The organism is Pedobacter chitinilyticus (assembly GCF_003313385.1).
Lineage (GTDB): Bacteria > Bacteroidota > Bacteroidia > Sphingobacteriales > Sphingobacteriaceae > Pedobacter > Pedobacter chitinilyticus.
In genome coordinates, this window is the sequence record NZ_QMHN01000003.1 from 169,953 (window position 1) to 195,826 (window position 25,874).

At 41.2% G+C, this 25,874-nt stretch carries 26 protein-coding genes; 14 read left to right on the forward strand and 12 right to left on the reverse strand.

Going from position 1 to position 25,874, the window contains the following annotated elements; all coding sequences use genetic code 11:
• The first annotated feature begins 1 nt into the window (after position 1).
• Entirely contained in the window at positions 2-406 is a 405-nt protein-coding gene (locus tag DUT70_RS10895) for a c-type cytochrome (RefSeq protein ID WP_113647366.1), read from the forward strand.
• A 4-nt stretch (positions 407-410) separates the two neighbouring features.
• On the opposite strand, the gene DUT70_RS10900 is transcribed toward DUT70_RS10895, so the two are convergent.
• Both DUT70_RS10900 and DUT70_RS10905 read right to left on the reverse strand, forming a co-directional pair.
• Entirely contained in the window at positions 411-1,808 is a 1,398-nt protein-coding gene (locus tag DUT70_RS10900; RefSeq protein WP_113647367.1) for a TonB-dependent receptor, read from the reverse strand.
• Positions 1,805-2,398, reverse strand: coding sequence for an RNA polymerase sigma factor (locus DUT70_RS10905; RefSeq protein ID WP_113647368.1), 594 nt, complete (start codon positions 2,396-2,398; stop codon positions 1,805-1,807). The genes DUT70_RS10900 and DUT70_RS10905 overlap by 4 nt, the downstream gene beginning before the upstream one ends.
• Positions 2,399-2,536: 138 nt before the next feature.
• Here DUT70_RS10905 and DUT70_RS10910 point away from each other — a divergent pair, with 138 nt between their 5' ends.
• Both DUT70_RS10910 and DUT70_RS10915 read left to right on the forward strand, forming a co-directional pair.
• On the forward strand, positions 2,537-3,439 hold the full coding sequence (locus DUT70_RS10910; protein WP_113647369.1) for a class I SAM-dependent methyltransferase: 903 nt from the start codon (positions 2,537-2,539) through the stop codon (positions 3,437-3,439).
• 33 nt (positions 3,440-3,472) lie between these two features.
• Positions 3,473-3,718, forward strand: a complete 246-nt coding sequence (locus DUT70_RS10915) for a hypothetical protein (protein WP_113647370.1) — start codon at positions 3,473-3,475, stop codon at positions 3,716-3,718.
• A 121-nt stretch (positions 3,719-3,839) separates the two neighbouring features.
• Here the strand turns inward: DUT70_RS10915 and DUT70_RS10920 are convergent, their stop codons facing one another.
• Together DUT70_RS10920 and pdxR are read right to left on the reverse strand one after the other, a co-directional pair.
• A complete protein-coding gene (locus DUT70_RS10920; protein ID WP_113647371.1) occupies positions 3,840-6,146 on the reverse strand; it encodes a S9 family peptidase in 2,307 nt (768 codons plus the stop codon).
• Positions 6,147-6,238: 92 nt separating this feature from the next.
• On the reverse strand, positions 6,239-7,663 hold the full coding sequence (gene pdxR, locus DUT70_RS10925; protein ID WP_113647372.1) for a MocR-like pyridoxine biosynthesis transcription factor PdxR: 1,425 nt from the start codon (positions 7,661-7,663) through the stop codon (positions 6,239-6,241).
• 89 nt (positions 7,664-7,752) lie between these two features.
• Between pdxR and DUT70_RS10930 the strand changes: the two genes are divergently transcribed.
• Genes DUT70_RS10930 through DUT70_RS10950 form a run of 5 tightly spaced genes read left to right on the forward strand, consistent with a single transcriptional unit; the run spans position 7,753 to position 10,859 of the window.
• On the forward strand, positions 7,753-8,208 hold the full coding sequence (locus DUT70_RS10930) for a GNAT family N-acetyltransferase (protein WP_113647373.1): 456 nt from the start codon (positions 7,753-7,755) through the stop codon (positions 8,206-8,208).
• A gap of 59 nt (positions 8,209-8,267) precedes the next feature.
• A complete protein-coding gene (locus DUT70_RS10935; RefSeq protein WP_113647374.1) occupies positions 8,268-8,675 on the forward strand; it encodes a GNAT family N-acetyltransferase in 408 nt (135 codons plus the stop codon).
• Positions 8,676-9,398 carry an AAA family ATPase gene (locus DUT70_RS10940; RefSeq protein ID WP_113647375.1) on the forward strand — a complete coding sequence of 241 codons (723 nt, stop codon included), beginning with the start codon at positions 8,676-8,678 and terminating at the stop codon, positions 9,396-9,398.
• A complete protein-coding gene (locus DUT70_RS10945) occupies positions 9,395-10,126 on the forward strand; it encodes a YggS family pyridoxal phosphate-dependent enzyme (protein WP_113647376.1) in 732 nt (243 codons plus the stop codon). Before DUT70_RS10940 ends, DUT70_RS10945 begins: the two co-directional genes overlap by 4 nt.
• 10 nt (positions 10,127-10,136) lie before the next feature.
• Entirely contained in the window at positions 10,137-10,859 is a 723-nt protein-coding gene (locus DUT70_RS10950) for a type 1 glutamine amidotransferase (protein ID WP_113647730.1), read from the forward strand.
• On the opposite strand, the gene DUT70_RS10955 is transcribed toward DUT70_RS10950, so the two are convergent.
• Positions 10,856-12,280: an aminotransferase-like domain-containing protein gene (locus DUT70_RS10955; RefSeq protein ID WP_113647377.1), complete on the reverse strand. Its 1,425-nt coding sequence runs from the start codon at positions 12,278-12,280 to the stop codon at positions 10,856-10,858. The genes DUT70_RS10950 and DUT70_RS10955 overlap by 4 nt on opposite strands.
• Positions 12,281-12,374: 94 nt before the next feature.
• Here DUT70_RS10955 and DUT70_RS10960 point away from each other — a divergent pair, with 94 nt between their 5' ends.
• The 6 genes from DUT70_RS10960 (at position 12,375) to DUT70_RS21485 (ending at position 16,771) form a co-directional block, all read left to right on the forward strand.
• Positions 12,375-13,274 (forward strand): DMT family transporter, encoded by a 900-nt coding sequence (locus tag DUT70_RS10960; RefSeq protein WP_113647378.1) that lies wholly within the window; start codon positions 12,375-12,377, stop codon positions 13,272-13,274.
• 52 nt (positions 13,275-13,326) lie between these two features.
• Entirely contained in the window at positions 13,327-14,166 is an 840-nt protein-coding gene (locus DUT70_RS10965) for a GNAT family N-acetyltransferase (RefSeq protein ID WP_113647379.1), read from the forward strand.
• Between the two features lie 20 nt (positions 14,167-14,186).
• The gene (locus tag DUT70_RS10970) at positions 14,187-14,633 is read left to right on the forward strand and encodes a GNAT family N-acetyltransferase (protein WP_113647380.1); all 447 of its coding nucleotides are present in this window, start codon (positions 14,187-14,189) and stop codon (positions 14,631-14,633) included.
• Between the two features lie 106 nt (positions 14,634-14,739).
• Positions 14,740-15,138, forward strand: coding sequence for a hypothetical protein (locus DUT70_RS10975; RefSeq protein ID WP_113647381.1), 399 nt, complete (start codon positions 14,740-14,742; stop codon positions 15,136-15,138).
• A gap of 542 nt (positions 15,139-15,680) precedes the next feature.
• Positions 15,681-16,355: a serine hydrolase domain-containing protein gene (locus tag DUT70_RS21480; RefSeq protein WP_162926610.1), complete on the forward strand. Its 675-nt coding sequence runs from the start codon at positions 15,681-15,683 to the stop codon at positions 16,353-16,355.
• A gap of 2 nt (positions 16,356-16,357) precedes the next feature.
• Entirely contained in the window at positions 16,358-16,771 is a 414-nt protein-coding gene (locus DUT70_RS21485) for a serine hydrolase (protein ID WP_162926611.1), read from the forward strand.
• A gap of 42 nt (positions 16,772-16,813) precedes the next feature.
• Here the strand turns inward: DUT70_RS21485 and DUT70_RS10990 are convergent, their stop codons facing one another.
• From DUT70_RS10990 to kdpA, 7 genes are all read right to left on the reverse strand, one after another.
• Positions 16,814-17,275 (reverse strand): hypothetical protein, encoded by a 462-nt coding sequence (locus DUT70_RS10990; RefSeq protein ID WP_113647384.1) that lies wholly within the window; start codon positions 17,273-17,275, stop codon positions 16,814-16,816.
• Positions 17,276-17,367: 92 nt separating this feature from the next.
• On the reverse strand, positions 17,368-19,125 hold the full coding sequence (locus DUT70_RS10995; RefSeq protein WP_113647385.1) for a HAMP domain-containing sensor histidine kinase: 1,758 nt from the start codon (positions 19,123-19,125) through the stop codon (positions 17,368-17,370).
• Between the two features lie 11 nt (positions 19,126-19,136).
• Complete coding sequence (locus DUT70_RS11000) at positions 19,137-20,267, reverse strand: sensor protein KdpD (RefSeq protein WP_113647386.1); 1,131 nt, start codon at positions 20,265-20,267, stop codon at positions 19,137-19,139.
• Positions 20,268-20,286: 19 nt separating this feature from the next.
• Entirely contained in the window at positions 20,287-21,357 is a 1,071-nt protein-coding gene (locus DUT70_RS11005; RefSeq protein ID WP_113647387.1) for a porin, read from the reverse strand.
• Positions 21,358-21,476: 119 nt separating this feature from the next.
• Positions 21,477-22,043, reverse strand: coding sequence for a K(+)-transporting ATPase subunit C (locus DUT70_RS11010; RefSeq protein ID WP_113647388.1), 567 nt, complete (start codon positions 22,041-22,043; stop codon positions 21,477-21,479).
• 25 nt (positions 22,044-22,068) lie between these two features.
• Positions 22,069-24,099 (reverse strand): potassium-transporting ATPase subunit KdpB, encoded by a 2,031-nt coding sequence (kdpB, locus tag DUT70_RS11015; protein ID WP_113647389.1) that lies wholly within the window; start codon positions 24,097-24,099, stop codon positions 22,069-22,071.
• A 53-nt stretch (positions 24,100-24,152) separates the two neighbouring features.
• Entirely contained in the window at positions 24,153-25,871 is a 1,719-nt protein-coding gene (kdpA, locus tag DUT70_RS11020; protein WP_113647731.1) for a potassium-transporting ATPase subunit KdpA, read from the reverse strand.
• Positions 25,872-25,874: the final 3 nt, after the last annotated feature.

The following is a 25,874-nucleotide window of genomic DNA, read 5'->3' on the forward strand; positions in this document are numbered from 1 at the left end:
CATGAAGTTATTGACCTTTATTGGCTGTGGACTGGCCTATGCCGCGATTTTCTCATTAAATGCTCAAGACGATTTAAACCAGAGCATTGAACGAGGCAAAGAACTTTATATGGAAAGCTGTGTAACTTGTCACCTAGCTAATGGACAAGGGTTAAAAGGTACTTTCCCGCCGCTGGCCAAATCCGATTTCTTGCTAAAATATCCCGAAAAATCTATTCACTCCATTAAATTCGGCATGAATGGTAAAGTAGTGGTAAACGGGGTAGCGTATAACAATGCCATGCCACCTTCGGGTTTTGCGGATGATGAAATTGCAGATGTGATGAACTACATCAGAAACGCCTTTGGCAATAAGAACACCCAGTTGGTAACCGAAAAAATGGTTGCTGCTGTAAAGGAGAAATAATTGACTAGAAGCGATAGCCCAAACCAATACTAAAAGCTCGATAGCCTTGCTGGTAACTGCCCAAACCGCTACTGATCCGATAAGGCCTTGGCTGGTAGAAATACATGGCTTCGATATTAAATCGCTTGAACTGAATATTGACTCCGCCCCCAATATTAAAATGCAGTTTGTTGACACTCGTTTCAGACAAAGCTTGTTGAATTTGCTTGCTATGGAAAACAGTATCTAAATAGCTGGCAACATACCCTACATTACTGCCGCCACTTTTCGCCAGGGCAAATGCCAAGTTGGCTTCAGCTTTTAAACTAACCAGTTGATGAAGCCTATAACTGACATTTAACGGAAGTACCAAATTGGTATGTTTCCTTGAATCAAGCACTTGGAAAGGACTACCTGTGGTCACCGTGTTATAACCTGGGTGCTCGTATGCGCCATTCATCTTAGCCTGTGTAAACCGAACTCCTGTGCCAAGCAACCACTTATTGGTTAAGGTCCATTGAGTTTGGACACCTAAATAGGGAGTAGTATTTTGGTTGGCAAACATTAGCCCACCCTGTAGTTCGAAACTAAATTTGGGTGTAACCATTTCCTTTGGCTTTCTATTTTTCGGCTTTTCCTTAATGGGCTTTAAGTTGGCCATCTGCAATTGGTTCGCCTCCTTTACTTTCCTTACCGAATCTCTGGCCAAAGTCCTTCTCAAACGACGTTGTTCACGTTTAGATAAAACTACTGGTGACTTCAGGTCTTTTTGACCTCTTTGCATTAGCTCATTAGGCACCCACTTCAATGAATCTGCCGTCACCTGATACGCTCCTAGGCCAACGCTGTTATCCAAATAAGGAAGTAGGCTCGCCCTAGCGGTTGCAGGCCTGTCAATTTCGGTTTGCATTTCGGCTTTGTTTAAAAGGATAGCTGCGTCAACTCCTCTCTTTAAATTGTCTATTTCTTGAGGATGATTTGGAGAGGTCGAAGGAGTTTTCAGCAAACTATTTTTTGAGGATGATTTTCCTTTTTTAACAAACATCTCCTTAACTTTCTTCTCAGAAGGCATCAATGTTGCGGTATCAACAACCACCAAGTTTTCTAACACCTGTTTTTTCCTCGGTACTTCAACCAGCTCTTGCTTTGTACTTTTTTTCTGCACTGTAGCTTTTGGCTTTTGATAAAAAGCAAAATAAACCCCACCTGCTACCAGCACTACAGGAAGAATCAGTTTAATGATTTGAGCAAGCTGAGCGAATAAGCCATTTTCAGGAAGAGAGACCTCTTGGGCACTGGTGGGCACAAATTGCTGATCCAACAAATGATTCATTTGCCGCCATGCCGCATCCAAGTCATCATTGACTGGGAGCTCGGCCATTTTCTTTTGCCAAAGTTGATGAGACCATACCGACTTTTTCATTTTTTCTCTCCTTTGTTTTCAGTATGATAATGAATGTCGCTTTCTGTATTGGAAAGCAGTAATTTCCGAAGCTGCTTTTTCCCTTCTGAGAGATGCCACCTAGAGGTAGCTTCGCCTATTTCTAGCCTGTCGGCAATTTCCTTATGCGAATAACCATCAATCACGGAAAGATTAAAAACCAATTGAGTAGCATAAGGTAGATGCCTAATTAAACCAATAAGATCTTGGGCGTAAAGTTTATCTAAAATTTCGGGAGCTACAAAAGCTTGTTCGTGGCTAAAATCATCCGCTAAAGTAGCGGCTTCAAACTTGCATTCTTTTCTATTCAGGTCAATGCATGTTCTAATCATAATGGTGCGCATCCAAGCTTCTAGTGTCCCTTTAAATGCTTCATAAGTATGAAGGTGTTGAAACACTTTCAAAAAAGCAGTATTCAAGGCCTCCCTAGCCAAATCGTCTGTTTTCACGTATCGGATACAGGTCCTCAACATATCTGCATAAAATAGCTTGTACAAGCGTTCCTGTGATAGGCGATGCCCTTCAGCACAAGCTTTAACTAATGCTGCTATCTCCTTATCCAAATCGCTCATTCAAATATGTAAATCCGTGTTTATACATCAATCCCTATTAGCTATTACGTATCGTATCAACTAAACGTTGGGAAGATTTTTTTTATTTTTTTCTGCCCAACATCTTTGGCTTTTAGCCCGTAGATATTCAAAAAGCCCATGTTTAATTTAGATAGTTACGAGAAGCACAGCCAATGGTACAACCAAAAATTCCCTACCGAGGAGTCGAAATCAACTTACCTTAAAAACCATTTGAATACCAAGCAACTTACTATTGGCAAATGGTTACAAGAAATTTTCTTCAAAAGCCTAAATCCGTTACTTGCCGATAAAAACGGAACATGGCTTACGCTTGGCGATGCCTATGGATTTGATGCACAGTACATTCTCCAATCAGGCAACAAGGCTATTGCAAGTGATCTGAACACCGATTTTTTGACCATCGCAAAAAACCAACAAGTGATTACAGATTTTTCCCTACAAAATGCCGAAGCAATGAGCTATCCTAATCATGCCTTCGATTACATTTTGTGCAAGGAATCTTATCACCATTTTCCCCGACCCTACGCCGCTTTATATGAAATGGCCCGTGTGGCCAAAAAAGGTTTCATTTTAATGGAGCCGCAAGACCCTGTACTCAAAATGCCGTTTTTATTAGGCTTGATGAATGTCATCAGTGCTTTCAGCGATCAATTAAGTCAAAAGCTATGGAAAAACCGTTTTTCCTATGAACCTGTGGGCAATTTTATTTACAAAATAGCAGAGAGAGAGCTTGAGAAATTCGCCGCAGGCCTTAACTTGCCTATGGTTGCGTTTAAAAAACTGAACCCTAATTTTTATTTTGAAGGGGCAAATGAAACTTTGTTCAATAAAAGAAGCTTCAAGTTTTTGTCCATCTATTTCAAAAAACGAATAAGAGATTTCCTGTCTAAAACGGGCATTATTCCTGCTCAAGTATTATGCGCTATTATTTTTAAAACAGAGCCTAATGAAAGTACCCTTAAGCACCTACAACGTACGGGTTACCGAATCATCAAAATCCCTAGCAACCCTTACCAATAATGTAATTATCTTTGCTATGATCAATCCATTGCCATGCCAGAGATACTACTGCTATGTTTCATGATGATTCCACAAATAGTGGCTGGCGTGTATGCGCACAGTATTGGCAAAAGTTTCTGGTTTTGGTTCTTCATTTCTTTTCTCATTCCTATTATCTCGCTGGTGGTTCTATTAGTCATTGATAACAAAAAACCTAAACAGGCCAAAGAAGAGAAAAAGAGCTATCAACTAGCTGATCACGTTAGAGAAAGACAGGAAAAAGAAAAGCCCAACGCTTAGGTTGAGCTTCAATATCATTTTAGAGACTTACGAAGTTTTAAAACGGCAAAGCCCTCAACTTTACCTTTTAAAACAACAAATAGCTAAAGTTAAACTTCGTAAGTCTGAACAGCATCATCAACTATCTCTGCAATTGGTTAGTTCCTCTTAAATTATACTCCTTTGGTGGGTCTACGCCAAGTAAGTTTTTCACAAAATAATCCCAGCGGCGACGCATCATGTAAGGATTGTTAGGGCCAAAACCATGTGCGCTATGCGGGAACAATACCAAATCATAATCTTTATTCGCTTTATTCAAGGCATCAACCACTAAATAAGTGTTATACGGGGGGACGTTATTATCCATCATCCCATGCGCTAACATTAATTTTCCTTTCAAGTTTTTTGCATGGTTTTGGTTAGCTTGTGCCTCATAATCTGAATTGGCCAACAAACCATTGTAACGCTCGCCCCAATCGTCCTCGTAATTTCTGTTTTCGTGGTTACCTGCTTGAGATACGCCTACTTTAAAGAAATCAGGATAACGGAACATGGCCGCAGCAGTAGCAAAACCACCACCAGAGTGACCCCAAATCCCAACTTTATCCAAATCCATCGGGTATTTTTGTGCCAATTGTTTAATGCCTGTAATTTGATCAGGCAAAGTGTTTTCGCCCATATTGCCATAAGCCATATCGTGATAGCTTTTCGAACGGTATGGATTGCTAGTGCCTTCAATAACGACCACAATAAATCCTAGTTCGGCCAATGCTTGGTGGTCAGACCTCGAAGCAGAGAAAGACCAACTGCCCACACTTCCGCCTTGCGGACCTGGGTAAATGTAATCGACCACAGGATATTTCTTACCCGCCTCCATTTTAGTTGGCGTAAATACCAAACCATAAATAGCTGTTTGTCCATCCGCAGCTACCATTTGCACTACATCAGGAGCTTTCCAACCTTTAGCTAATAATCTTGAAATATCAGTCCTGCCCAATTCTTCAATCTGCTTGCCCTTTAAATCTCTTAAAACCGTTACCCCAGGCACATTAGGTTGCGAATAAGTATCAACGATATAATTGAATGCTGGAGAAAACGACACTTGGTGATTACCCTCATCTGGCGTTAACAAGGTGAAACCTTTACCATCAAACCCTACACGATACAAATAGGCAAAATATGGATTACCTTTTTCGCGACCATGCCCTGTAAACCACAAGGTTCTGCTTTTTTCGTCTACACGCAGCAGCCTTCCTACCAACCAATCCCCTTTGGTGATTTGGTTTTTCACTTTTCCTGTTTTGGCATCATACAAATACAAATGCCCCCAGTTATCACGCTCCGAGTACCATAAAATTTCGTTGGTTTTAGGTAAGTAACGCCAGTTAATTGAATTTACCCCCGACTCAAACTGTGTTTTAACCGTTTCGGTAAATACCTCTCTTACAGCACCGGTGCTGGCATTAGCAATTTGCAGTTTAGAGATTTTGTGATCTCTAGAGGTGGACAAGAAAGCGAACTCCGTACCATCGGCATTCCAATCAATATCTGCCAGTTGGCCGCCGTCAACAATATCATCGCTTAGCGAACTCCTATGATCATCCAAAGGAATCTGCAAACTGATTACTTTAGGATTCTCTACATCAATCACTACCCTACGCAACTTGGCCACTTCTTTATCCCCTGGCAAAGGATATTTCCATGCTTTTAAAGTGGGCGAACCTACATTGGTGGTCACCAAATACATATCACTCAAATGACGTTGGTCCTGTTGGAAAGTAGTTAGTTTTTTAGAATCTGGCGACCAACGTACAATCGGTCTATCGCTAGATTTCCAACCCGCATTATCCGTGGCATAACCATAATCTTTTACGCCATCAAAAGTAAGCTGTGTTTCTTTTTTGGAAGCAATGTCTCTCAACCATAAGTTCCAATCTTTGATAAAAACTGCTTTTTTGCCATCTGGCGAAACCGATTCAGCAGCCCCACCCATTCTTCCTGCTGATGGTCGTGCACTTGTCCTACCTTCAACAAGTGAATTTTTGTCGATCTGATAGGTCCATGATTTTTCATCCGCAAAAAACTGAAAGCTTTTTTCATCACTGGAAAGCGCAATGGTTTGAAAAGGCAGCTTGTAAGCTTGGTAAGTTTTACCAGTGGCTTTGTTTAAAGCTGCTGCCAATTGCTGATGATCAAAAGCAGGTACTTTTGTTTTCTTTACGGGGTCTAACCATAAAAACTCTTGACCATTTTTGGTCGTCGCCAAATAAATCAGCTGCTCTCCCTTAGTCCAACTTGGACGCACCGTAGTACCATCCACAAAAGGTTCAATATGATAGCTTAGAAATTGTTCCGCCCTAGCATAATCCTGCTCGGTTAAGGGTTTATTTTGAGCCTTCAATGTAAAAACGGTTAAAATGGCACCAATGCTGAGTATGTGTTTTTTCATTTTTAAATAGGAATAAAAAACTAAAATAATAGGGTTTGGTCATTTACAAATTAAGGTATTAATAATGATACAGTTTTTTATGGAATGAACTTTTACAAACAGCTACTCAGAGCCATAATGCCTTCTTCTAATTCCTGTTCAGTTAAAGCACCGTAGCCCAGCCTTAAACCATTTGCGCTACTGTCTAAACCATAGGCACTAGGACTGGTAATTTTAATTCCCTTTTGGAGCATCTTTTCGGAAAATGCAGTCCAATCCGTGGGTGTTTTCATCACAATCCAAAAAGCCAAGCCACCATCTGGAACAGCATAAACCACTTTGTTTTCGAGGTGTTTTTTCAATAGCGCTGCTGTAAAATCTCTTTTGGCTTTGTAATAACTGGTTGCTTTTTTAATATGTCGCTTAATGGCTCCATCCTTAATCAACTGCAAAACAGCTTGTTCCATAATGCTGTCCCCATTCACATCTATGATTTTCCTTAACTGACCTACTTTCTCAATCAACGTCCCATCACTACTGGTTAAATAACCCACACGCAATACAGGAGAAACCACCTTGCTCATGGTGCCGATGTATACGTAGTTTTTAAGCGCTGGAAAGCTCGACAAAGGCAATACAGGTCGGTAACCAAAATGGAATTCATTATCATAGTCATCTTCAATAATCGTAAAACCATATTCGTTAGAAAGCCTGATCAGTTCCAAACGCCTTTTTAAACTTAGGGTTACCGTAGTAGGATATTGATGATGTGGGGTCACATAAATGGCTTTGATCCTTTTGTTTGATTTAAGATACTCCTGCACTTCGGCAATCACCAAACCTTCTTCATCAACCCCAACAGGGAGAAGTTTGGCACCAGCATGTTCAAATGCTTTCCAAGCGGGCTTGTAGCCAGGACTTTCTACCATCACCTCATCGCCTGTTTTCAATAAACATTGTGCGGCCAAGTACATCGCCATTTGGCTCCCCCTGGTAAGGCACAAGTTTTCTTCCTGCACCTGCATCCCCCGCTGGTGATTAAGCATTTGTGCAATTTCCTGTCTGAAAGCTGCATCGCCAAGGGCATTGCCATCGTAACTCATCAATTGCCATTTCGTTTTTAGGCTAAAAATTTGTCGGTAAGCCCTTGCCAATTCGTTAACAGGGGCAATTTTGGCATTCGGATGCCCATCATCAAACTGAAGGTGAAATTTCTTTTCTAGCGGGTCCACCACCATTGAGCTGGCCTGCTTAATTTTTCTGGTGGTGCTAAGCTTAGGAATATTATCGGCAACAAAAGTTCCTTGTCGTTCTTTAGGGATCAGCCACCCTTCCATAATAAGCACATGAAGGGCCTCCACCACAGTATTTCGATTTACCTTCAATAATTGCGCAAGGTTCCTACTCCCCGGCAAGGCGTCACCTGCCTTTAACCTTCCTGATTGAATATCCTTGATCATTGCATCAGCAATCTGCAGATAAACAGCTTGATCAGCCTCCTTATCTAATTGTACTTCAAACTTCCATGAACGCAGCATTGGACTAGCTATTTTTATAAAAACTGTACCAGTAAGACCCTCCAAAGATAACCTAATTTTGTGTTGCAAAACAGAAAAACATAATCAGAATGGAACAAACCAATTACCAAATCAAAAAAGCGAGCCTCGAAGAGCTAGACCAAGCCGCTGAATTATTTAATCTTTACCGCATCTTCTATCGTCAACCCTCGGATTTAGAAAAAGGAAAGGCCTTTTTAAAGGAGCGTCTGCTGAACGGCGAATCTGATATTTTTTTAGCGATAGTAGATGGAAAAGCAGTAGGCTTTGTACAGCTATACAAGCTGTTTCACTACACCAAACTAGAAAAGCAATGGTTGCTCAGCGATTTATTTGTACACCCCGATTATAGAGGCCATGGACTTTCGGTAGCACTGATAGATCGTAGCAAACAATGGTGCAAAGAAACAGGCGCTTGTGGCCTGATGCTGGAGACCGAGAAAACCAATGACATTGGCAACAAGCTTTATCCCCGCTGTGGATTTGAGTACGATGCCCTACACAACTACTACCATTGGTGGAAATAACTATTGGAGCAAGCCGATTAAGGTTTGCTCCAGTTACACCTTAATCATTAACAGCTGATATGATTACTTATAAAATTGAACAAAGCATTACCACAGCAGAATTTACGGAGGTACTCAATGCCTCTACTTTGGCCGAAAGAAGACCCATAAATGAGCCCGAACGCATTGCCCAAATGCTACAACATGCCAATTTAATTGCCACCGCCCGTGACGAGGGTAAACTGATAGGTGTAGCTAGATCCTTAACGGATTTTGTGTACTGCACCTATCTTTCAGATTTGGCGGTAGATGAACGTTACCAGAAAATGGGAATTGGAAAAGCGCTGATCCGTCTTACCAAAAACCACAGTCCTCAAGCAAAGCTGATTTTATTGGCCGCGCCTAAAGCAGTGGATTATTACCCGAAAATTGGCATGACCAAATGGGAAGATTGTTATACATTGGATCAAGTGGACTATCTTAGATAAATGAATATAGTTGATTTGATCATAAACGACAGGGAGCAGGTATCCCTTGATGATATTTTTTTAGATGAGACCCGTAAAGATGCCTTAACCCAACTGTTGCAGGAGCACACTTATATCGAGGAACTGCATCAATATGGTTTGCCTGTAAATAACAAGGTGCTATTGTACGGCAGTTCGGGCTGTGGCAAAACCATGACCGCAAAAGCCATTGCTAGTGCCTTAGGGAAAAACATCCTGATCCTTAATTTGAGCAATGTGATTTGTTCAAAAATTGGCGAAACCTCACAAAACATTAAACTGGTATTTGATAAAGCTGCCCGAGAAAAAGCCGTACTGTTTTTGGATGAATTTGACCAAATAGGAAAGGCTCGGGGAAATGATGATAAAGATGTTGGCGAAATGAGAAGGCTAGTGAATACCTTGATTCAACTGATCGACTATTACCCAGAAGATGCACTATTGATTTGTGCCACGAACCATCTCGAAATTATCGACAGCGCCCTCATCAGACGTTTTCAGTTACGAATAGGTTTTGACATGCCCGCCACAGAGGTTTTGGATGACTATTATAATCAATTATTATCGAGGTTCCCAGAACACCTGCGAAACATAGAACGCCAGTATAACATCTCATTTGCCGAAGCGAAAGACCTTACATTTACCTTGGTGAAAACCAAACTCATTAAGGCACTAGCAGAAAAGAACAAAATGGAGAACGCATGAGCGAGGATATAATCTTAAATATCAACACCATTACCGAAAGAATAGCAAAGGCATGCGCCTTGAGTGGCAGAGACCAAAGCGAAGTGAAGCTTTTGTTGGCCACCAAGACCGTTCCTGCTGATCGCATAAAAGTTGCCCTAGCTGCAGGGCAAACCCTTATCGCCGAAAACAAGGTCCAAGAACTTAAGGAAAAATATGAGGCTTTAAGTGAAATGCCACACACCAATCACTTTATTGGGCATTTACAAACGAATAAAATCAAAGATTTGCTAAAGCATGAGGTGTCCTGCATCCAGTCCTTAGACCGTTTGGACTTAGCCGAAAAACTACATCAACGTTTACTTCTTGAAAACAAAACCATGGAAGTGTTGATACAGGTAAATACTTCTTTTGAAGAAAGTAAGTTTGGCGTAAGCCCAGATGAGGCCATTGCACTAACCAAACAGGTGGCGCAACTGCCTACCCTAAAAATAAAAGGCCTAATGACCATAGGCTTGTTAAGTGCAGAGGTTGAAAAAGTCCGCAAGTGTTTTCGGTTACTCAAGCAGATTCAACAACAAATTATTGCCCTGCAAATACCCAACGTTAACATGCAGGAATTATCAATGGGCATGAGTGGCGACTTAGAGGCAGCGATTGCCGAAGGTGCCACCATCGTAAGAGTAGGCACGGCTATTTTTGGGACAAGACCCACACCCGACAGTGAGTACTGGAACGAAAACAAATAAAAAGAATACCATGCATATCCATATTGTACAACACGAAACATTTGAAGCCCCAGGGGCCTATCTGGAATGGGCACAACAGCGCAATGACAGCATCAGCTTTTCAAAAGTATATGAAGGCCAAGCACTACCTAATACCGTGGAACATATTGATTTGTTATTGGTGATGGGTGGCCCACAAAGTCCAGATACTACATTAGCAGAATGCCCCCATTTTGATTCGACAGCAGAGCAAGCCCTCATTTTAAAATGCATACAGGCAGGCAAAGCAGTAATAGGTGTTTGTTTGGGCGCACAGTTGATTGGAGTATCCCTAGGTGCTGCCTTTGAACATAGCCCTGAAAAGGAAATTGGCGTTTTTCCAATCAACCTTACTGAAGAGGGTTTAAGGGATGAGAAGATTCACCATTTTGGTTCGCCCTTGTCGGTAGGACATTGGCACAGTGATATGCCTGGCCTTACCAAAAACAGCAAAATACTAGCCACTAGCAAAGGTTGCCCACGACAAATTATTGCCTATACAGATTTGGTTTACGGCTTTCAATGTCACATGGAATTGACCAAAGAAGTGGTTGAACTGCTCATTGCAGCCGACGAAGACTTCCTTCGCCGCAGTACCCATCAATTTGTCCAAAAACCTGAGGTCATCCGTCAGCACGATTTTAGGGAAATGAATAACAAACTATTCCGTTTCCTTGATCATTTGATGAGTGCTTACCTCAAAAGCAGTCACTAAGCCTTAGCCACCATCCATTTGGCCAAATTACCAATTTGTTTCAAAGTCAATCGCAAATCATCTGTCCAAGGCAAGCCAATGCAAAGGCGCATACAGTTGTGAAACTGCTCTTGTAAGGTAAACATGCGACCAGGCGCAATGCTAATTTGCTTCTTCATGGCATAATTATACAAGGTTGCCGTATCTATGCCCTCGGGAAATTCTACCCATAGCGCCAATCCACCCTGCGGCCTACTGATTTTTGTACCCACGGGAAAAAACTCGGCAATAGCTAAGGCATAACGTTGATAGTTTTCTTGCAAAGTCTTACGAAGATGACGCAGGTGGTTTTCATAGCGGCCTGTCATCAGGAAATTCCCTACCGCTTCATTAATCACCGAGGTGGAAGACAGTGCATGAATCATTTTCAACCGCATAATTTGCTCCTTATACTTGCCAGGAGCAACCCACCCCACTCGGTAACCAGGCGCCAAGGTTTTAGAAACAGAACCGCAGTACAACACATTTCCCTTGGTATCAAAAGACTTACAGCACTTCGGACGCTCTGTTCCAAAATAAAGGTCCCCATACGTATCATCTTCAATTAAGGGAATATCGTGTTTTTCCAAAAGCATCACCACGGCCTTCTTTTGGTCATCGGGCATACAATAGCCCAAAGGCGTGTTGAAATTAGGAACCAATAAACACACATTAATTTGCGGTAGCAAGGCTTTTAGCGCATCAAGATTAACACCCTTCACAGGATCTGTAGCTACTTCCAACACCTTTAATCGCAAGCTCAATGCCAGCTGTAAAATACCAGGGTAGCAAGGGCTTTCCATCGCAACGGTGTCACCTGGCTTGGTCAATGCCATCAAGCATAAGGTTAAAGCATTCATACAACCTGCTGTAGTAACCACATCACTCTCCTTTAAATGTCCCTCCCAAGCAAGGGAACGAGCGGCAATCATTCTTCTCAATTTTACATTGCCCTGTAAAGGTTCGTATTCTGTCCCTCCTTCCTTTAAGGCTCTTGTTGCCAATACCACCTCCTTTTTCAATTTGGCCAGAGGCAATAGATTACCTGAAGGCACACCAATGGAAAGAAGAGTCAATTCCTTATTCCCCATATTGGAATACACACTATCAATCAATTCGTTGGGCTCGGTAATATTCGCCGTAGGCAAAGGCTGACTAGCTTGTGGCAAAGGAAGTTTGAGGTAAGGAAGCGGACTCACAAAATAGCCCGATTGCGGCCTTGATTGTACCAGCGATTGAGCTTCTAGCTCAAGAAACACTCTTTTAGCCGTATTAATGCTAATGCCATGCTCCCTGCTCAATATCCGTACCGAGGCCAAACGTTCACCAGCCTGCAAAACGCCCGTTTTAATCTTACTGGCAATATTATCTGCTATTTCGTTATAAATGAAATCTTTCTTCACTTCACAAAACTAACTGTATCCATTGTAAAATCAAAAACTGTGACTGTACTTACTGGTTTTCTATGTAGAACTTTGTATCAAAAAATTTCAACACATGACAGAAATCAGTAGGCATAAAGTAAAAGAAGATACCACACAAGCTTGGGTAAATGGCTTTATTGGCGTGGTATTATTTAGCGGATCGCTACCAGCCACGAGGATGGCGGTTTTAGAATTTAATCCTGTATTTGTCACTTTGGCCAGAGCCTCCATTGCAGGCATACTTGCTTTAATAGCCTTACTGGTTTTTAAAGAAAAAAAACCAAGCAAAGAACAGCTTTTCCCCTTGGTCATTGTGGCTTTGGGTGTGGTAGTCGGTTTTCCCTTACTCAGTGCCTTGGCCTTGCAATATGTAAGTTCGGCCCATTCCATTGTTTTTGTAGGCATTTTACCTTTGGCTACCGCTATCTTTGGAATCCTTCGTGGCGGCGAACGCCCAAGACCCATCTTTTGGCTATTTTCATTGATGGGCAGCCTATTAGTAGTCGGCTACGCCTTTGCGCAGGGGCTTAGTGCTTCTCCCATGGGGGATATTTTAATGCTATTGGCCGTGATTCTTTGCGGATTGGGTTATGCCGAGGGTGCAAAGCTCACCAAAACTTTAGGCGGCTGGCAGGTCATCTCTTGGGCTTTGGTGCTTTCTTTACCCATCATGTTACCCCTTAGTTTTTGCTATCTGCCCACTTCTTTTGAGGGCGTTAGCGTAGGAGCATGGACTAGCTTGGCTTATGTATCATTGTTCAGCATGTTTATTGGATTTATATTTTGGTACCGTGGCCTAGCCCAAGGGGGTACGGCTACTATAGGTCAACTGCAGTTACTACAGCCTTTTTTCGGTTTGGCTTTGGCAGCTTCATTATTGCACGAACAAGTAAGTTTGGGAATGGTCGCTGTTACCCTTGGCGTCATTCTTTGTGTTGCAGCAACAAGGAAATTTGCAAAACTTCAGCGTTAATCAGCTTGGCAGGCCCAGATAAAATCCCTTAATTTGAAACAAATTGCATGACATGACCGTAAAGACTTTAGCGGATATCGATATCCCTCAAATGGCAGAAGCGATCAACCAATCCTTTGCAGATTACATCGTACCCTTTCAATTGAATACGGAACAATTGCAATATAAAATCATACAGGAAGATGTAGACCTTAACTTATCTGTTGGTGTTTTTGATGGCAACGCATTGGTAGGAATCATGCTGCACGGCTTACGTAAAAATAATGATGATTTAGTGGCTTACAATGCAGCCACAGGGGTGATCCCCACTTACCGAGGAAAGGGATTAGTGGGTAAAATGTATCATTTCCTAATGCCAAAGCTACAAGCGCTACAGGTACAGAAAATGGTACTCGAAGTCATTGAAGGAAACGAGCCAGCCATTAAAGCTTATGAAAAAATGGGCTATACCATTTCCAGAAAGCTGGTTTGTTTCTCGGGAACGGCTAAAGCTGAGGAGACACAAAAAGAAATCAGTATTAAAGAAGCAACAGCATTTCAATGGAATAAATGGTTAAGTTTTTGGGACATCCAACCTTCGTGGCAAAATGCCGTTCAATCGGTACAGAACAGCAAAGCGATTTGTAAAGTGCTAGAGGCTTACCTCAATGAGGTGCTAGTGGGCTACCTCATTTACAACGCCAACAGCAAAAAGGTCAACCAATTTGCGGTTTCACCATCACATCGTCAAAAAGGGATTGCCACCGCTTTATTTAGTCATCTACAGCAGGTCTTAAACAGCGAAGTGTATGTCTATAATATTGATGGTACCTCACTGGCTTGTATTTCATTTTTAAAGACACTGGGACTTAAAGAAAAAGTGAAACAGTTGGAGATGGAGCGAGCAGTATAAATTTTTAAAAACGAAACGATATGTCTACATTCCTCATAGAAAAATACCATCCTAGAGATAAAAACCAATTATTATCCGTTTGGGAGAAATCCGTGTTAGCCACCCATCATTTCTTATCACAAGAAGATTTTGTGTTTATCAAATCCCTTCTCCAAGAAATGGATTTTGAAATGCTCAACGTTTATTGTTTGCTACACCAACAGAAAGTCGTGGGATTTATCGGCATAGAAGAAAAGAAGATTGAAATGCTATTTCTCGACCCTGATTACATTGGCAAGGGCTTAGGTAAACAGCTCATGGAATTTGCCTTATCTCACCATGGAGCAACCCTTGTTGATGTAAATGAGCAAAATCCAAATGCGGTGGCTTTCTACCAAAAGTTTGGCTTTACCACATTTGAACGTACTGAAAAAGACGACCTCGGAAAAGATTATCCTTTGCTAAGAATGAAGTTAATGGCGGTTTAATTTGAAATCGTATAGACACAATTCACCTATTAAATTGTCGGATTAATACAATACAGTCTTGTTTGATGACTTTAGTTTTGATAAAAATTTAAAATCATTAAGCATCATGAAAACCACAAGAAACAAATACGCCGCTATTATTTTCGCAACATTGATTACCATTTTAATGTTCGGTTGCTCAAAAGACAAGGATAACACCCCTTCCTCTACTTCCCACAAGCTCGTATTTAAGGCCGAAGCCTCCGCAGGATCGACGCTAAACCTGGTTGTTTATGGCTACGACAATACGCTAACCACCGCTTCTAGCGTAGGTGGAACAACTTGGACCAGTCCAGAAATTACTGCACCTGCAAATGCAACGGTAGCAAGTGTAGTATTCAATGCTATCGGCGCAAATGCAGCTTCAACGTTAAAAGTTCAGGTATACGTGGATGGCGTGTTGAAAAAAGAAGGAACCGGTACAGGAACAGCTTTAACCGCCACCGCACAATTTAACCTTAAATAAACCGTCCGAAATAGGAAAATGCATTCTACGCATTAAATTTAGTGTCAGCAATCATTTTTTACTACTATTTAAAGTTCTATAGCTTCGCCGACAAACCTATGTGCCTATGTGGTTCATTTAGAAAACTTTTGCGTTTTGGCAAAAAACACAACCACATAGGCATATATGAGTAAACACTAAACGGGCTCCAATTTTAGTACAACGAAGGGGATTTGCTAAGGCTGGAGATAATGAAAAAAAGACAAAGCGCTTATCCAGAAATCAATTTGGGTAATTTACTGCCAAATCATAAAGCCCCCTCCTCATCTAATAATCTTATCGCCACTTTTTAAACCTCTTGGAGTAATCAATTTCGCCATAAAATGAGAATAGATAGTATCTGCTGAAAGATACTAAGAAGCTCATGGATGAAAAAGACGTCCTAAAACTCAAGCATACTCAAAAACAATATAAAGTCAACTATATAGTTTGCTTTATTTATATACCTTTGTAGTAAAACAACTATAAGTATGAATTTGCACAGGTTTAAAAATCTTAGCCAAATGAAGTTCACATGGGCGTCAGTACTTCTATGTTCAATACTCCCTTTTTGGATGGTAGTAAAAGCAAATGATGCCCAAGATCCAATAGAAAGAATAATCGCCGAGGAAACGGCAAAGCTGATGAAGTCGCCTAGTTATAAGGCTGTATCTGGAGTCATTTACCTCAAGGGCAAAGCACATTATTTCAATTACGGCAAACTCAGTAATGAGCAACAACCAAACAGCAACACGATATATGAAATAGGTTCAATCACTAAAACTTATACAGGTGTGTTGCTCTCTCAAGCAGTTCACGATCGAAAGATCAATTTAGATAATGATGTAAGAAAATATCTGATCGGTAAATATCCCAATCTTGTACTGGCCAATGGAAAGCCAATCACCATCAGACACTTGATTACACATACTTCTGGATTACCCTTGGTGATGAACTGCGACGAACACGCTCAAAATGTGACGACACAAATGGCCTGTTTTGAAAAATTCCGAAAAGAAGATTTCTTTAAAGCATTAAAAACGGTGCGGCCGACCGATAACTCTGGAAAAAATTATCATTACTCTGGTGTAGGCATCCAATTGGTTGGCTATATATTGGAACAAGTTTACCAGATGAACCATACGGAACTACTTCAAAAATATGTCTTCTACCGTTCGAAAGAAAAACAGACTTTTTAAAATTGAACCAAGAAGGAAATCCGAACATCTCTATAGGCAGAAACAGTGAAGGCAAGCCTGTGCCCATTATCAACGGGTTCTACGATTATTCAGGAGGAATGAAGTCATCAGCCACTTCCATGTTAAACTATATAAAGATGTACTTGGAAAATAACGATGCGGTAGTGAAACAGACCATGAACCAATTGGCCGGCGATAGGTTGCAAGGACGAGCTTATGCCTGGAATACCTATGCATACAATACGCCCAAAAAAATGCTTTATCACAACGGTAGCAGTTTTGGCCATTCCTCATGGATAGCACTTTATCCCAACCAAAAGGTGGGAATTTTCATTGTCACTAATGTGGTAACCGCCGACTCTCAAAGCAGGCTGAATGAACTGTCAAACCGCATCATCGACAGGCTTAATATTTAAATTGACTAATTTTTTTAAGCAAGCGAATTAACGCGCTTAGTATCAATTCGCTTTTACTTTGATATATTTTTCAGTAATGGTACGATCTACCCCAGCGCCTTCTACTTTTTCCACCCCTGTTTGGATCAATGTATCGTTTTTGATGCTGACCTTAAAATTGAAAGTTTTCCCTTCCCAGTTCCTATCCTTATAATAGTCCAAATACTCGGTATACTCATCTCCTTTTAAGAGATATCTGCCACCTCCGCCATCAAAATGATTGCTGCTGTCTTTCGGCATGTCCAGCTTATGGTTGAGGAAAGCAAAATGCGTATCATTAATGATCTTGATCATGCTTCTACCTTTCGTATAGTCTGTTTCGGTACGCTTGCCATTTTCAACCGTCGTAGCCGACAACAACTGCCATGTCCCTACAATGGGAACTTGGGTATTTTCTGTTTTAACAGAATGACATGAAAAAAAGGAAGCGATGCAACACGATAGAAGAAGCGTTTTAACATTCATGGTGATAATTTAAATGGTTAGACCTCTAATTTATCAAACCTAAATGGAAATACCAATACGCTCATCGCCCAAAGCAAAAACTGAGACGTGATCTACGATTCCTGGACGGGTATTCTAAAACCAAACTCGCTACCCTCTCCAACAGCCGACTCCACCCAAATTTCACCTCCTTGTGCTTGAATGAAATCCTTTGAGATGGCCAGTCCAAGACCTGATCCAGATTTATTATTACCATCTGTAGGCACTTGAAAATAGCGATCAAATAGTCTCTTTTGATACTGCTGATCAATGCCCTTGCCAAAATCCTTGACCGAAAATTCAATAAAGCTTCCCTTTTGGATAATCTTGATAGAAACTTTTGACTTTGCAGGACTATAACGTAAAGCATTAGACAGAAAGTTCACCATCACCCATGCGGTCTTTTCAGTGTCTGCTTGAATATGTGGCAAATCGTTCCTACTGATCAGCTCCAACTCAATAGATTTCTGTTCCGCCTGAAACCTTACTGCATCCATAGCGTAAATAGCAATCTTTCTAGGATCAGATCTTACGATGTTGAGCTGTATATTTCCTGTTTCCACCTGTGCCAAATCCAATAGTTCACTGGTAATGGTCAACAAACGGCCACAATCTTCTTTCATGTGTTGCACCAATTCCTGTTGCTCAGCATTCAGTTCGCCAACCCGCTGATCGTTCATCAGCTTTAGGCTCATTTTCAGCGAAGAAATAGGTGTTTTTAATTCGTGTGAAACTGTCGCAATAAAATTGGTCTTCGCTTCATCAAGCTCCTTAAACTGTGTAACATTCTTAAGCAAAAAAACTTCGCCAGCAGCTCTTTGGGCTTCATTAATGGCATTTTCCTGCTGATAATCATAAACTGGCACCAAAATCTCCCTACGCTCCAATTGAAAAAAAGATTCTCTTTCGTCGGCATATATTTTAATAGGTTTCTCACCATTTGATTTTTTAAGCACCCGATCCAATAGTTCATTGGATGCCGCTAATTTTCTAGCATTTTGTCCTACTACCTTATCCGCTTCTAGGTTGAGCACCTGCTCGGCGGTTTTATTAAGAAACAGAATTTCTTCTTTTTCATTCAGTCCAATAATTGGATCCTGCATTTGCTGAATAATCGTTTCTATTCTTAGTTTCTCGGATTGTAGCTTTGCCAAATTACTGTTCTCCCACTTCTTCAACTGCTTAACCATCGTATTAAATTCGGCGGCAAGGTCAGAAAATTCGTCATTACCCCTAAATTCAAGATGCTGTGTATAGTTTTTTTTGGCAATTTCCTTTATTGCAGCAGAAAATTCTCGAAGTGGATTAGCCACAAATCCAGGAAAGTTTACGCTAAAAGACAGTAGCAATAGAAAACAGATAGAGGCTGCAAAGATCAAATACGACACCGCTTTATCAACACTAGCTTGTGCAGCATTATTTTTTTTCTCTATGGCATCCATATTCAGTTTATCAATGGTGCGCAACTGACGATGAATTTCTCTTGAATAAAGGATCTGCTGCTCCAAGCTCACATTTTTATCAGTCAATTGGGTATACATTTGCCTAAGCTTTTCAACCGCTTCCCTTTCGCCCAGTTCAGTAACGTTAAGTTTTTCCTTTTGGAGGTATACCGAAAACCGTGATCTAGCCGCAGCATTCAATGGCAAAGTATGCTCATCCAAAATCGATCGCATCGAACGGACATACCTCAAGCTTTCATAGTTATCCTTCAAGATGATTTTTGAGCTATCGGATATTTTGTTGATATAAAAAAGAGATACCCCACCAAAGAAGAGCACCACAATAAATAGAAACCCAAAGCCAAGCCAAAGTTTTGTTTTTATTTTCATGTCGTTGAAATTTATGAGAGGATGACCAAATCTATTTCAGTTTCCGATATATTTTTCAGCAATTTACTGAATACCGTTGTATTCAAAATTACCTTCATTAAGCTAAAGTTTGGTTTCCCTATACAAATAGTAGTCACCTCTCTTTCCCGTGCTATTTCGGCAATGGTTCCGGTCACATCCTCACTTTTAACCTTAACTACCTCAGCACCTAATTCAGTCGCTAACTTGAAATTATTAATCAAATGGCGTTGTAAATCTAGTTTGATTCGATTTCCACCTTCTTTTTCTCGCTGTACATATAAAACAATCCAGGGTGAACGATAATACGAAGCTAGTCGGGCTGTTTTTCTAATGATCACTTTTGCCGTAGTATGATTGGTGGAAATACAAGCCAGAAATTTTTCCTGCCGCAGCTTTACTTGTTTGGGAACTTCAATACTAATTTTTCGCTCCAAGTGATGCGCTACCTCCTTTAGGGCAAGCTCACGCAGCTGTAGTATTTTTTCAGCACGAAAAAAGTTGCCCAAAGCCCTTTCCACCTTGGTCTGATCGTATATCTTTCCAGCCTTTAAACGCTCGATAAGCTCATCAGCAGTAAGGTCAATATTCACCACCTCATCAGCTACCTCCAGTATCTTATCAGGAATCCGTTCGGTAATAGAGATGCCTGTAATGGCCTCTATCTCCTCATTCATACTTTCTAGATGTTGGATATTCACCGCCGAAATCACATTGATGCCAGCATCTAAAATATCCATCACATCTTGCCATCGCTTGCCATTCTTACTTCCTTCTACATTACTGTGAGCCAACTCATCAACAATAACAACCTCTGGATGGAGATTCAGGATCGCCGACACATCCATCTCCTCCAACTCTTTTCCTTTGTAGAAAAGTTTACGTCGGGGAATAACAGGTAGCCCTTCCAAAAGCGCATGGGTTTCGGCTCGAAAATGTGTTTCAATATAACCAATCTTCACCTCTATCCCATTTTTCAAAAGCGCATGTGCTTCCTGTAGCATGCGATAAGTTTTGCCCACACCTGCGCTCATCCCAATATAGATTTTGAGCTTTCCTCGCTTGGACTTTCTAATCAGTTCAAGAAAGTTTTTAACCGAATTTGTGCTATTTTCTGCTTCCATTCCAGAGGTCGTTTTAGCGTTAGAACGATACGGCGATACTTGTAGTTAAAAGTGCATTATGCTTTACAGGTGCCGTATCCCTCATAAATATCGCATCTTTACTAGATAAAACCTTTCCCTCTAACCTAATCACTGCATTACTAATTGGAGCATAATCAATGTTCATCGAATAACCAGACGTTTTGAACCCATTTGGGGTATTACTAGCGATGATCATTCCTTTTTTATCCTGATAATGTTCAAACCTACCTGCCAACGCCCATTTGTCTGCAAATTTATATTGTGCAATGGCAACTGGTGAAAATATCTCATTTCTTTCGCTACTGCCCTTTGCTACTTGCTGTGTACCATAATCAATTCCTAAGGTAAGGCCAAATTCCTCAGTCAATTGGAATATTCCATAAAAATTATGATAAAAACGTTGTACACGAACCGCATCTTCACCTTCGGTTCCTAGGTAATTACTATAATTTAAGGTCACCTTCGATGATGGCTTCCAAGTTAACTGCACACCACCCGCTGGTTGACTGTTGCCTGTTTGGCGTGCAATACGTTGCCAACCGTTCAAGTACAAAGCAGTGGCAGCAAATTTTCCATCATTGGTGACATAGCTCAACTTTGCTCCAGATTCATAATAAGGCGTATTTTCAGAGACGATATTCCTGGTTAAAACCCAGCAATCCTTACTGATGGCGCTCTCAAAACCAATGTGGGAAGAGAAAATACCAGCATCTATCCATAAATTGGTCGTTTTAGACAACTTTACACCAGCATTAGCCTCGTAAACATTTTTCAGTACACCTGGTTCCGCTGCTAAATTTGCATTAGCATAAGTACCTGCCATCACCGCTAAATTTGCCCTAATTGCACCATCATCATAACTGCCTTTAATAAATCCCAAATTGAGGTTAACTTCATTATGGCGGTTGTGTGAATAAACAAACCCTGGTCTGTTATTGTCAGCAGGCTTGTTAAAATCGTAGCCATAGTAGGTTTCCAAATAACCGCTCACTTTAATTTTTGGAGCATCTTGGGCAAAAGTAAAACTTCCACTTCCTAATAACGCTGCGAGTATAAATTGTTTTTTCATATATTTAAATTGTTATTTAATTGCTTTAGATAATATTCCATGTTACCGATAAGCTGCCTGTACCAATGGTTGGCAAACGCTGGAGGTTCAGGCAGCGGTACGGAATGTTGTAGGGTAAATTATTTCTTGATTTCGTCAAGAGCGAGGTTCAGTTTAAGTACGTTGATTGTTGACGGACCAAAAAGCCCTAGTAGCGGTCCTTCGGTATGTTTTGCGACCAATTCGGCGACGATTTTTTCATCCAATTTCCGATACGCCGCAACCCTTTTGATTTGGATAGCAGCGCCCTGTGGCGAGATATTTGGATCTAACCCACTACCAGAAGCAGTTACCATATCCGCAGGGATTTCTGATCTTTTCAAGCCAGGATGATATTTCAATAGGGTATCAATCCTATCGGATACTTGTTTCAGATAATCAGGGTTTGAAGCACCTTTATTAGAGCCTCCCGATCCTGCCGCATTATAGCCAACGGCAGATGGTCTTCCCCAAAAATATTCAGGCTTTGAGAAGTTTTGCCCTAAACGAGCATATCCCACTACCTTTCCATTTCTGGTAATTTTTTCTCCTCCACCATTTCCGGTTGAAAATCCTCCCGCAAAAGCAACAATCATCGGATAGATGCCACAAAGAAGTACGGCCAAAACCAAGGTTAGTCTGATCGATTGTATGATGTATTTTTTCATGATTTTTATAACTTAATGAATTCACTTAAAAGAAAAGTCCCACGAGCATATCAATTGCTTTGATACCGATAAACGGAACAATAACGCCTCCCAATCCGTAAACCAATAGGTTTCTGCGTAGCAACGCACTAGCGCCAATGGGTTTATATTGCACCCCTTTTAAAGCCAAAGGAATCAGGATTGGTATAATAATAGCATTGAAAATCACAGCAGAAAGGATAGCGCTTTCAGGGCTATGCAATCCCATAATGTTTAAACTTTGCAATGCCGGAATAGAAGCAATAAACAACGCTGGAACAATAGCAAAGTACTTAGCCACGTCATTGGCAATTGAGAAAGTAGTGAGCGTACCTCTGGTGATAAGTAACTGTTTGCCAATTTCCACAATCTCAATCAATTTGGTTGGGTCGTTATCCAAGTCTACCATATTACCCGCTTCTTTAGCTGCCTGCGTACCACTATTCATCGCTACACCCACATCTGCCTGCGCCAATGCTGGCGCATCATTTGTGCCATCACCCATCATGGCCACCAACTTGCCTTGATTTTGTTCTTGTTTGATGTAGTTCATCTTATCTTCTGGCTTAGCCTCCGCAATAAAATCATCAACACCAGCTTTTTGTGCAATAAACTTGGCAGTTAATGGGTTATCACCTGTAACCATTACGGTCTTCACCCCCATTTTCCTTAGTCGCTCAAAACGCTCGCTAATTCCAGGCTTGATAATGTCTTGAAGCTCAATTACGCCTAAGGCAGTTTCATTTAATGCAACCACCAAAGGTGTTCCGCCATTACTTGAAATTTGTTGTACCTGAGCCTCGGTTTCCGCAGGAAAAAGATGTCCTGCTTTAATCACGATATTACGGATAGAATCAAAAGCACCTTTGCGAATACGTTTGCCATCAGGAGTATCGATCCCACTAGAACGTGTCTCTGCGGTGAACTTAATAAAGACAGCACCTTCAGGCGCCGGTGCAAGCTGATAATTTTGTGCAACAGCTAATTCGAGTATCGATTTCCCCTCGGGCGTTTCGTCAGCCAACGAACTCAATACGCAAGCCTCGATGAAGGTTTTTTGATCAATACCAGGTGCAGGATAAAAACTGGTCGCCTTTCTGTTACCAATGGTGATGGTACCCGTTTTATCCAGTAGCAAAACATCAATATCTCCAGCAGTTTCTACAGCTTTACCTGATTTGGTGATAACATTTGCACGCAAAGCCCTGTCCATACCCGCAATGCCTATTGCAGATAACAAGCCACCGATAGTGGTAGGAATCAAGCAAACAAACAAAGAGATTAATGCCGCAATGGTAATTGGCGTATTGGCATAATCGGCAAACGGCTTCAAAGTAACACATACAATGATAAATACAATCGTAAAGCTTGCCAATAAAATGGTAAGGGCAATTTCATTGGGTGTTTTCTGACGAGAAGCACCTTCCACCAAAGCAATCATCTTATCTAAAAAGCTTTCTCCAGGTTGGGTGTTCACCTGTACCTCAATACGGTCTGACAATACTTTAGTACCGCCCGTTACCGATGATTTGTCGCCTCCAGATTCTCTGATCACAGGAGCAGACTCTCCAGTAATGGCCGATTCATCAATAGTGGCAATACCTTTGATAATCTCTCCATCTGTGGGAATCGTATCTCCCGCTTCGCAAATGAAGATATCGCCTTTTTGCAATGATGACGAAGAACGTACCTCAATTGTCCCGTTATTCAAAAGTACTTTTGCTGGCGTTTCCTCTCTAGTTTTTCTTAGAGAATCAGCCTGTGCCTTACCTCTTGCCTCAGCAATCGCTTCCGCAAAATTGGCAAAAAGAACAGTCAGTAAAAGGATCAAAAAGATAATAAAATTGTATACAGCAGAGCCCTGTCCGCTATTACTAAGTGAATATATAGTTACCCAAGCCATAATTACCGTACCTATTTCAACGGTAAACATCACTGGGTTTTTGATCATCACCCTAGGGTCGAGTTTCACAAACGACTCCTTAAGGGCGGTCCGCACTAGTGCGGGTTCGAACAATCTATTTGATGAGTGTTTCATCTGTATAATTTTGTTTTGATTTGGATTTTATGATAGGTCCCGTGGACCTTTCTTTATTTGAGCATCGTAAAATATTCAGCCAATGGTCCCAATGCCAGCGCAGGAAAATAAGACAGCGCATTCAAGATGAGAATCACCGCAAAGGTCATAAGCCCGAAGGTCAGCGTATCGGTCTTTAATGTTCCTGCCGATTCTGGGATATACTTCTTACGTCCCAACAATCCCGCAATAGCGATAGGTCCAATGATGGGTAGGAAACGTCCCAACAATAGCACAAAGCCAGTCAATACATTCCAGAACACATTGTTATCTCCCAAACCTTCAAAACCAGAACCGTTATTCGCATTAGATGAAGTAACTTCGTACAGCATCTCCGAAAACCCATGAAAACTTGGATTATTCAACCAGCTTTGTGGTTGTACTGCCCACTCGGCCTGTGCGTAATTCGTAAATACAAAACTTGACAACGCAGTACCAGCCAAAATGAGAAATGGACTCAATAAAGTAACCAAAGCTGCAATCTTTACCTCCCTGGCTTCTACTTTATGGCCCAGAAACTCTGGAGTTCTACCAACCATCAAACCAGAAATGAAAACCGCAATGATCAGGTAAATGAAGTAATTGAGTATGCCCACACCACAACCTCCATAAAAGGAGTTGATCATCATGCCCAACAATTGCCAAGCGCCAGTAAGTGGCATGGTACTGTCGTGCATACTGTTAACCGAACCTGTAGAGATAATCGTGGTAACTGTACTCCAATAGGCCGATATTGCTGGTCCAAATCGAACTTCCTTACCTTCCATCGCACCTGTGGTTTGACTAATCCCCATTTTTTCCAAAGCAGGACTTCCGCCCAATTCAGCGCTTAGCGTAGGAATCAACAGCAATAACATCCCAACGGTCATCACACCGAAGATTACCCAAGAAAGTTTTCTTCTTCTGATGAAGATACCAAACGCAATCACCATGGCAATAGGGATAATCACCTGTGCAACCAGCTCCACCGTATTTGTAATATAGTTAGGGTTTTCTAAAGGGTGGCTTGAATTTGTACCAAACCAGCCGCCTCCATTGGTACCTAGGTGCTTAATGGCGATCATGCCCGCAGCAGGACCACGAGATACATTTACGGTATCCCCTTGCAATGAAATGAACTGATCCTTTCCTTCATAGCTTGTAGGAGTACCATTGAACGCAAGGATAACTGCCATTACAAGTGATAGTGGCAGCAACAAACGTGTAATAGATTTTACGAAAAAATCCCAGAAGTTACCAAGCTTTTCAGTGGTTTTGTCCCTAAAAGCCTTAAAAAATACCACTGCAGCAGCAATACCTGTGGCACAACTTACAAACATCATAAACATCATGATAACGTGTTGTGTTAAATAGGTTACGCCAGTTTCTCCAGAGTAATGCTGCAGGTTACAATTAACTACAAAGCTAATGATAGTATTAAAGGCCAGATCTGGTGTCATACCAGGATTTCCATCAGGATTAAGCGGAAGTTTGTCCTGATACATGAGTACAAAAAAACCATAGACAAGCCATACTAAATTAACAGTTAGCATTGCTTTCATGGCCTGTTTCCAGTTCATCTCCTCTTTGGGATTAATACCAGAAATTTTGAAGATTCCTGTTTCCAGGGGCTTTAAGAAGTCTGTCCAGACCCTCTCTCCCGCAAAAACCTTTGCCAGGTATTTACCTAATGGGATTGCGATTACCAGTGTGAGCAGGTATGTCGCTAAGATTCCAAGTAATTCGGTGTTCATGTT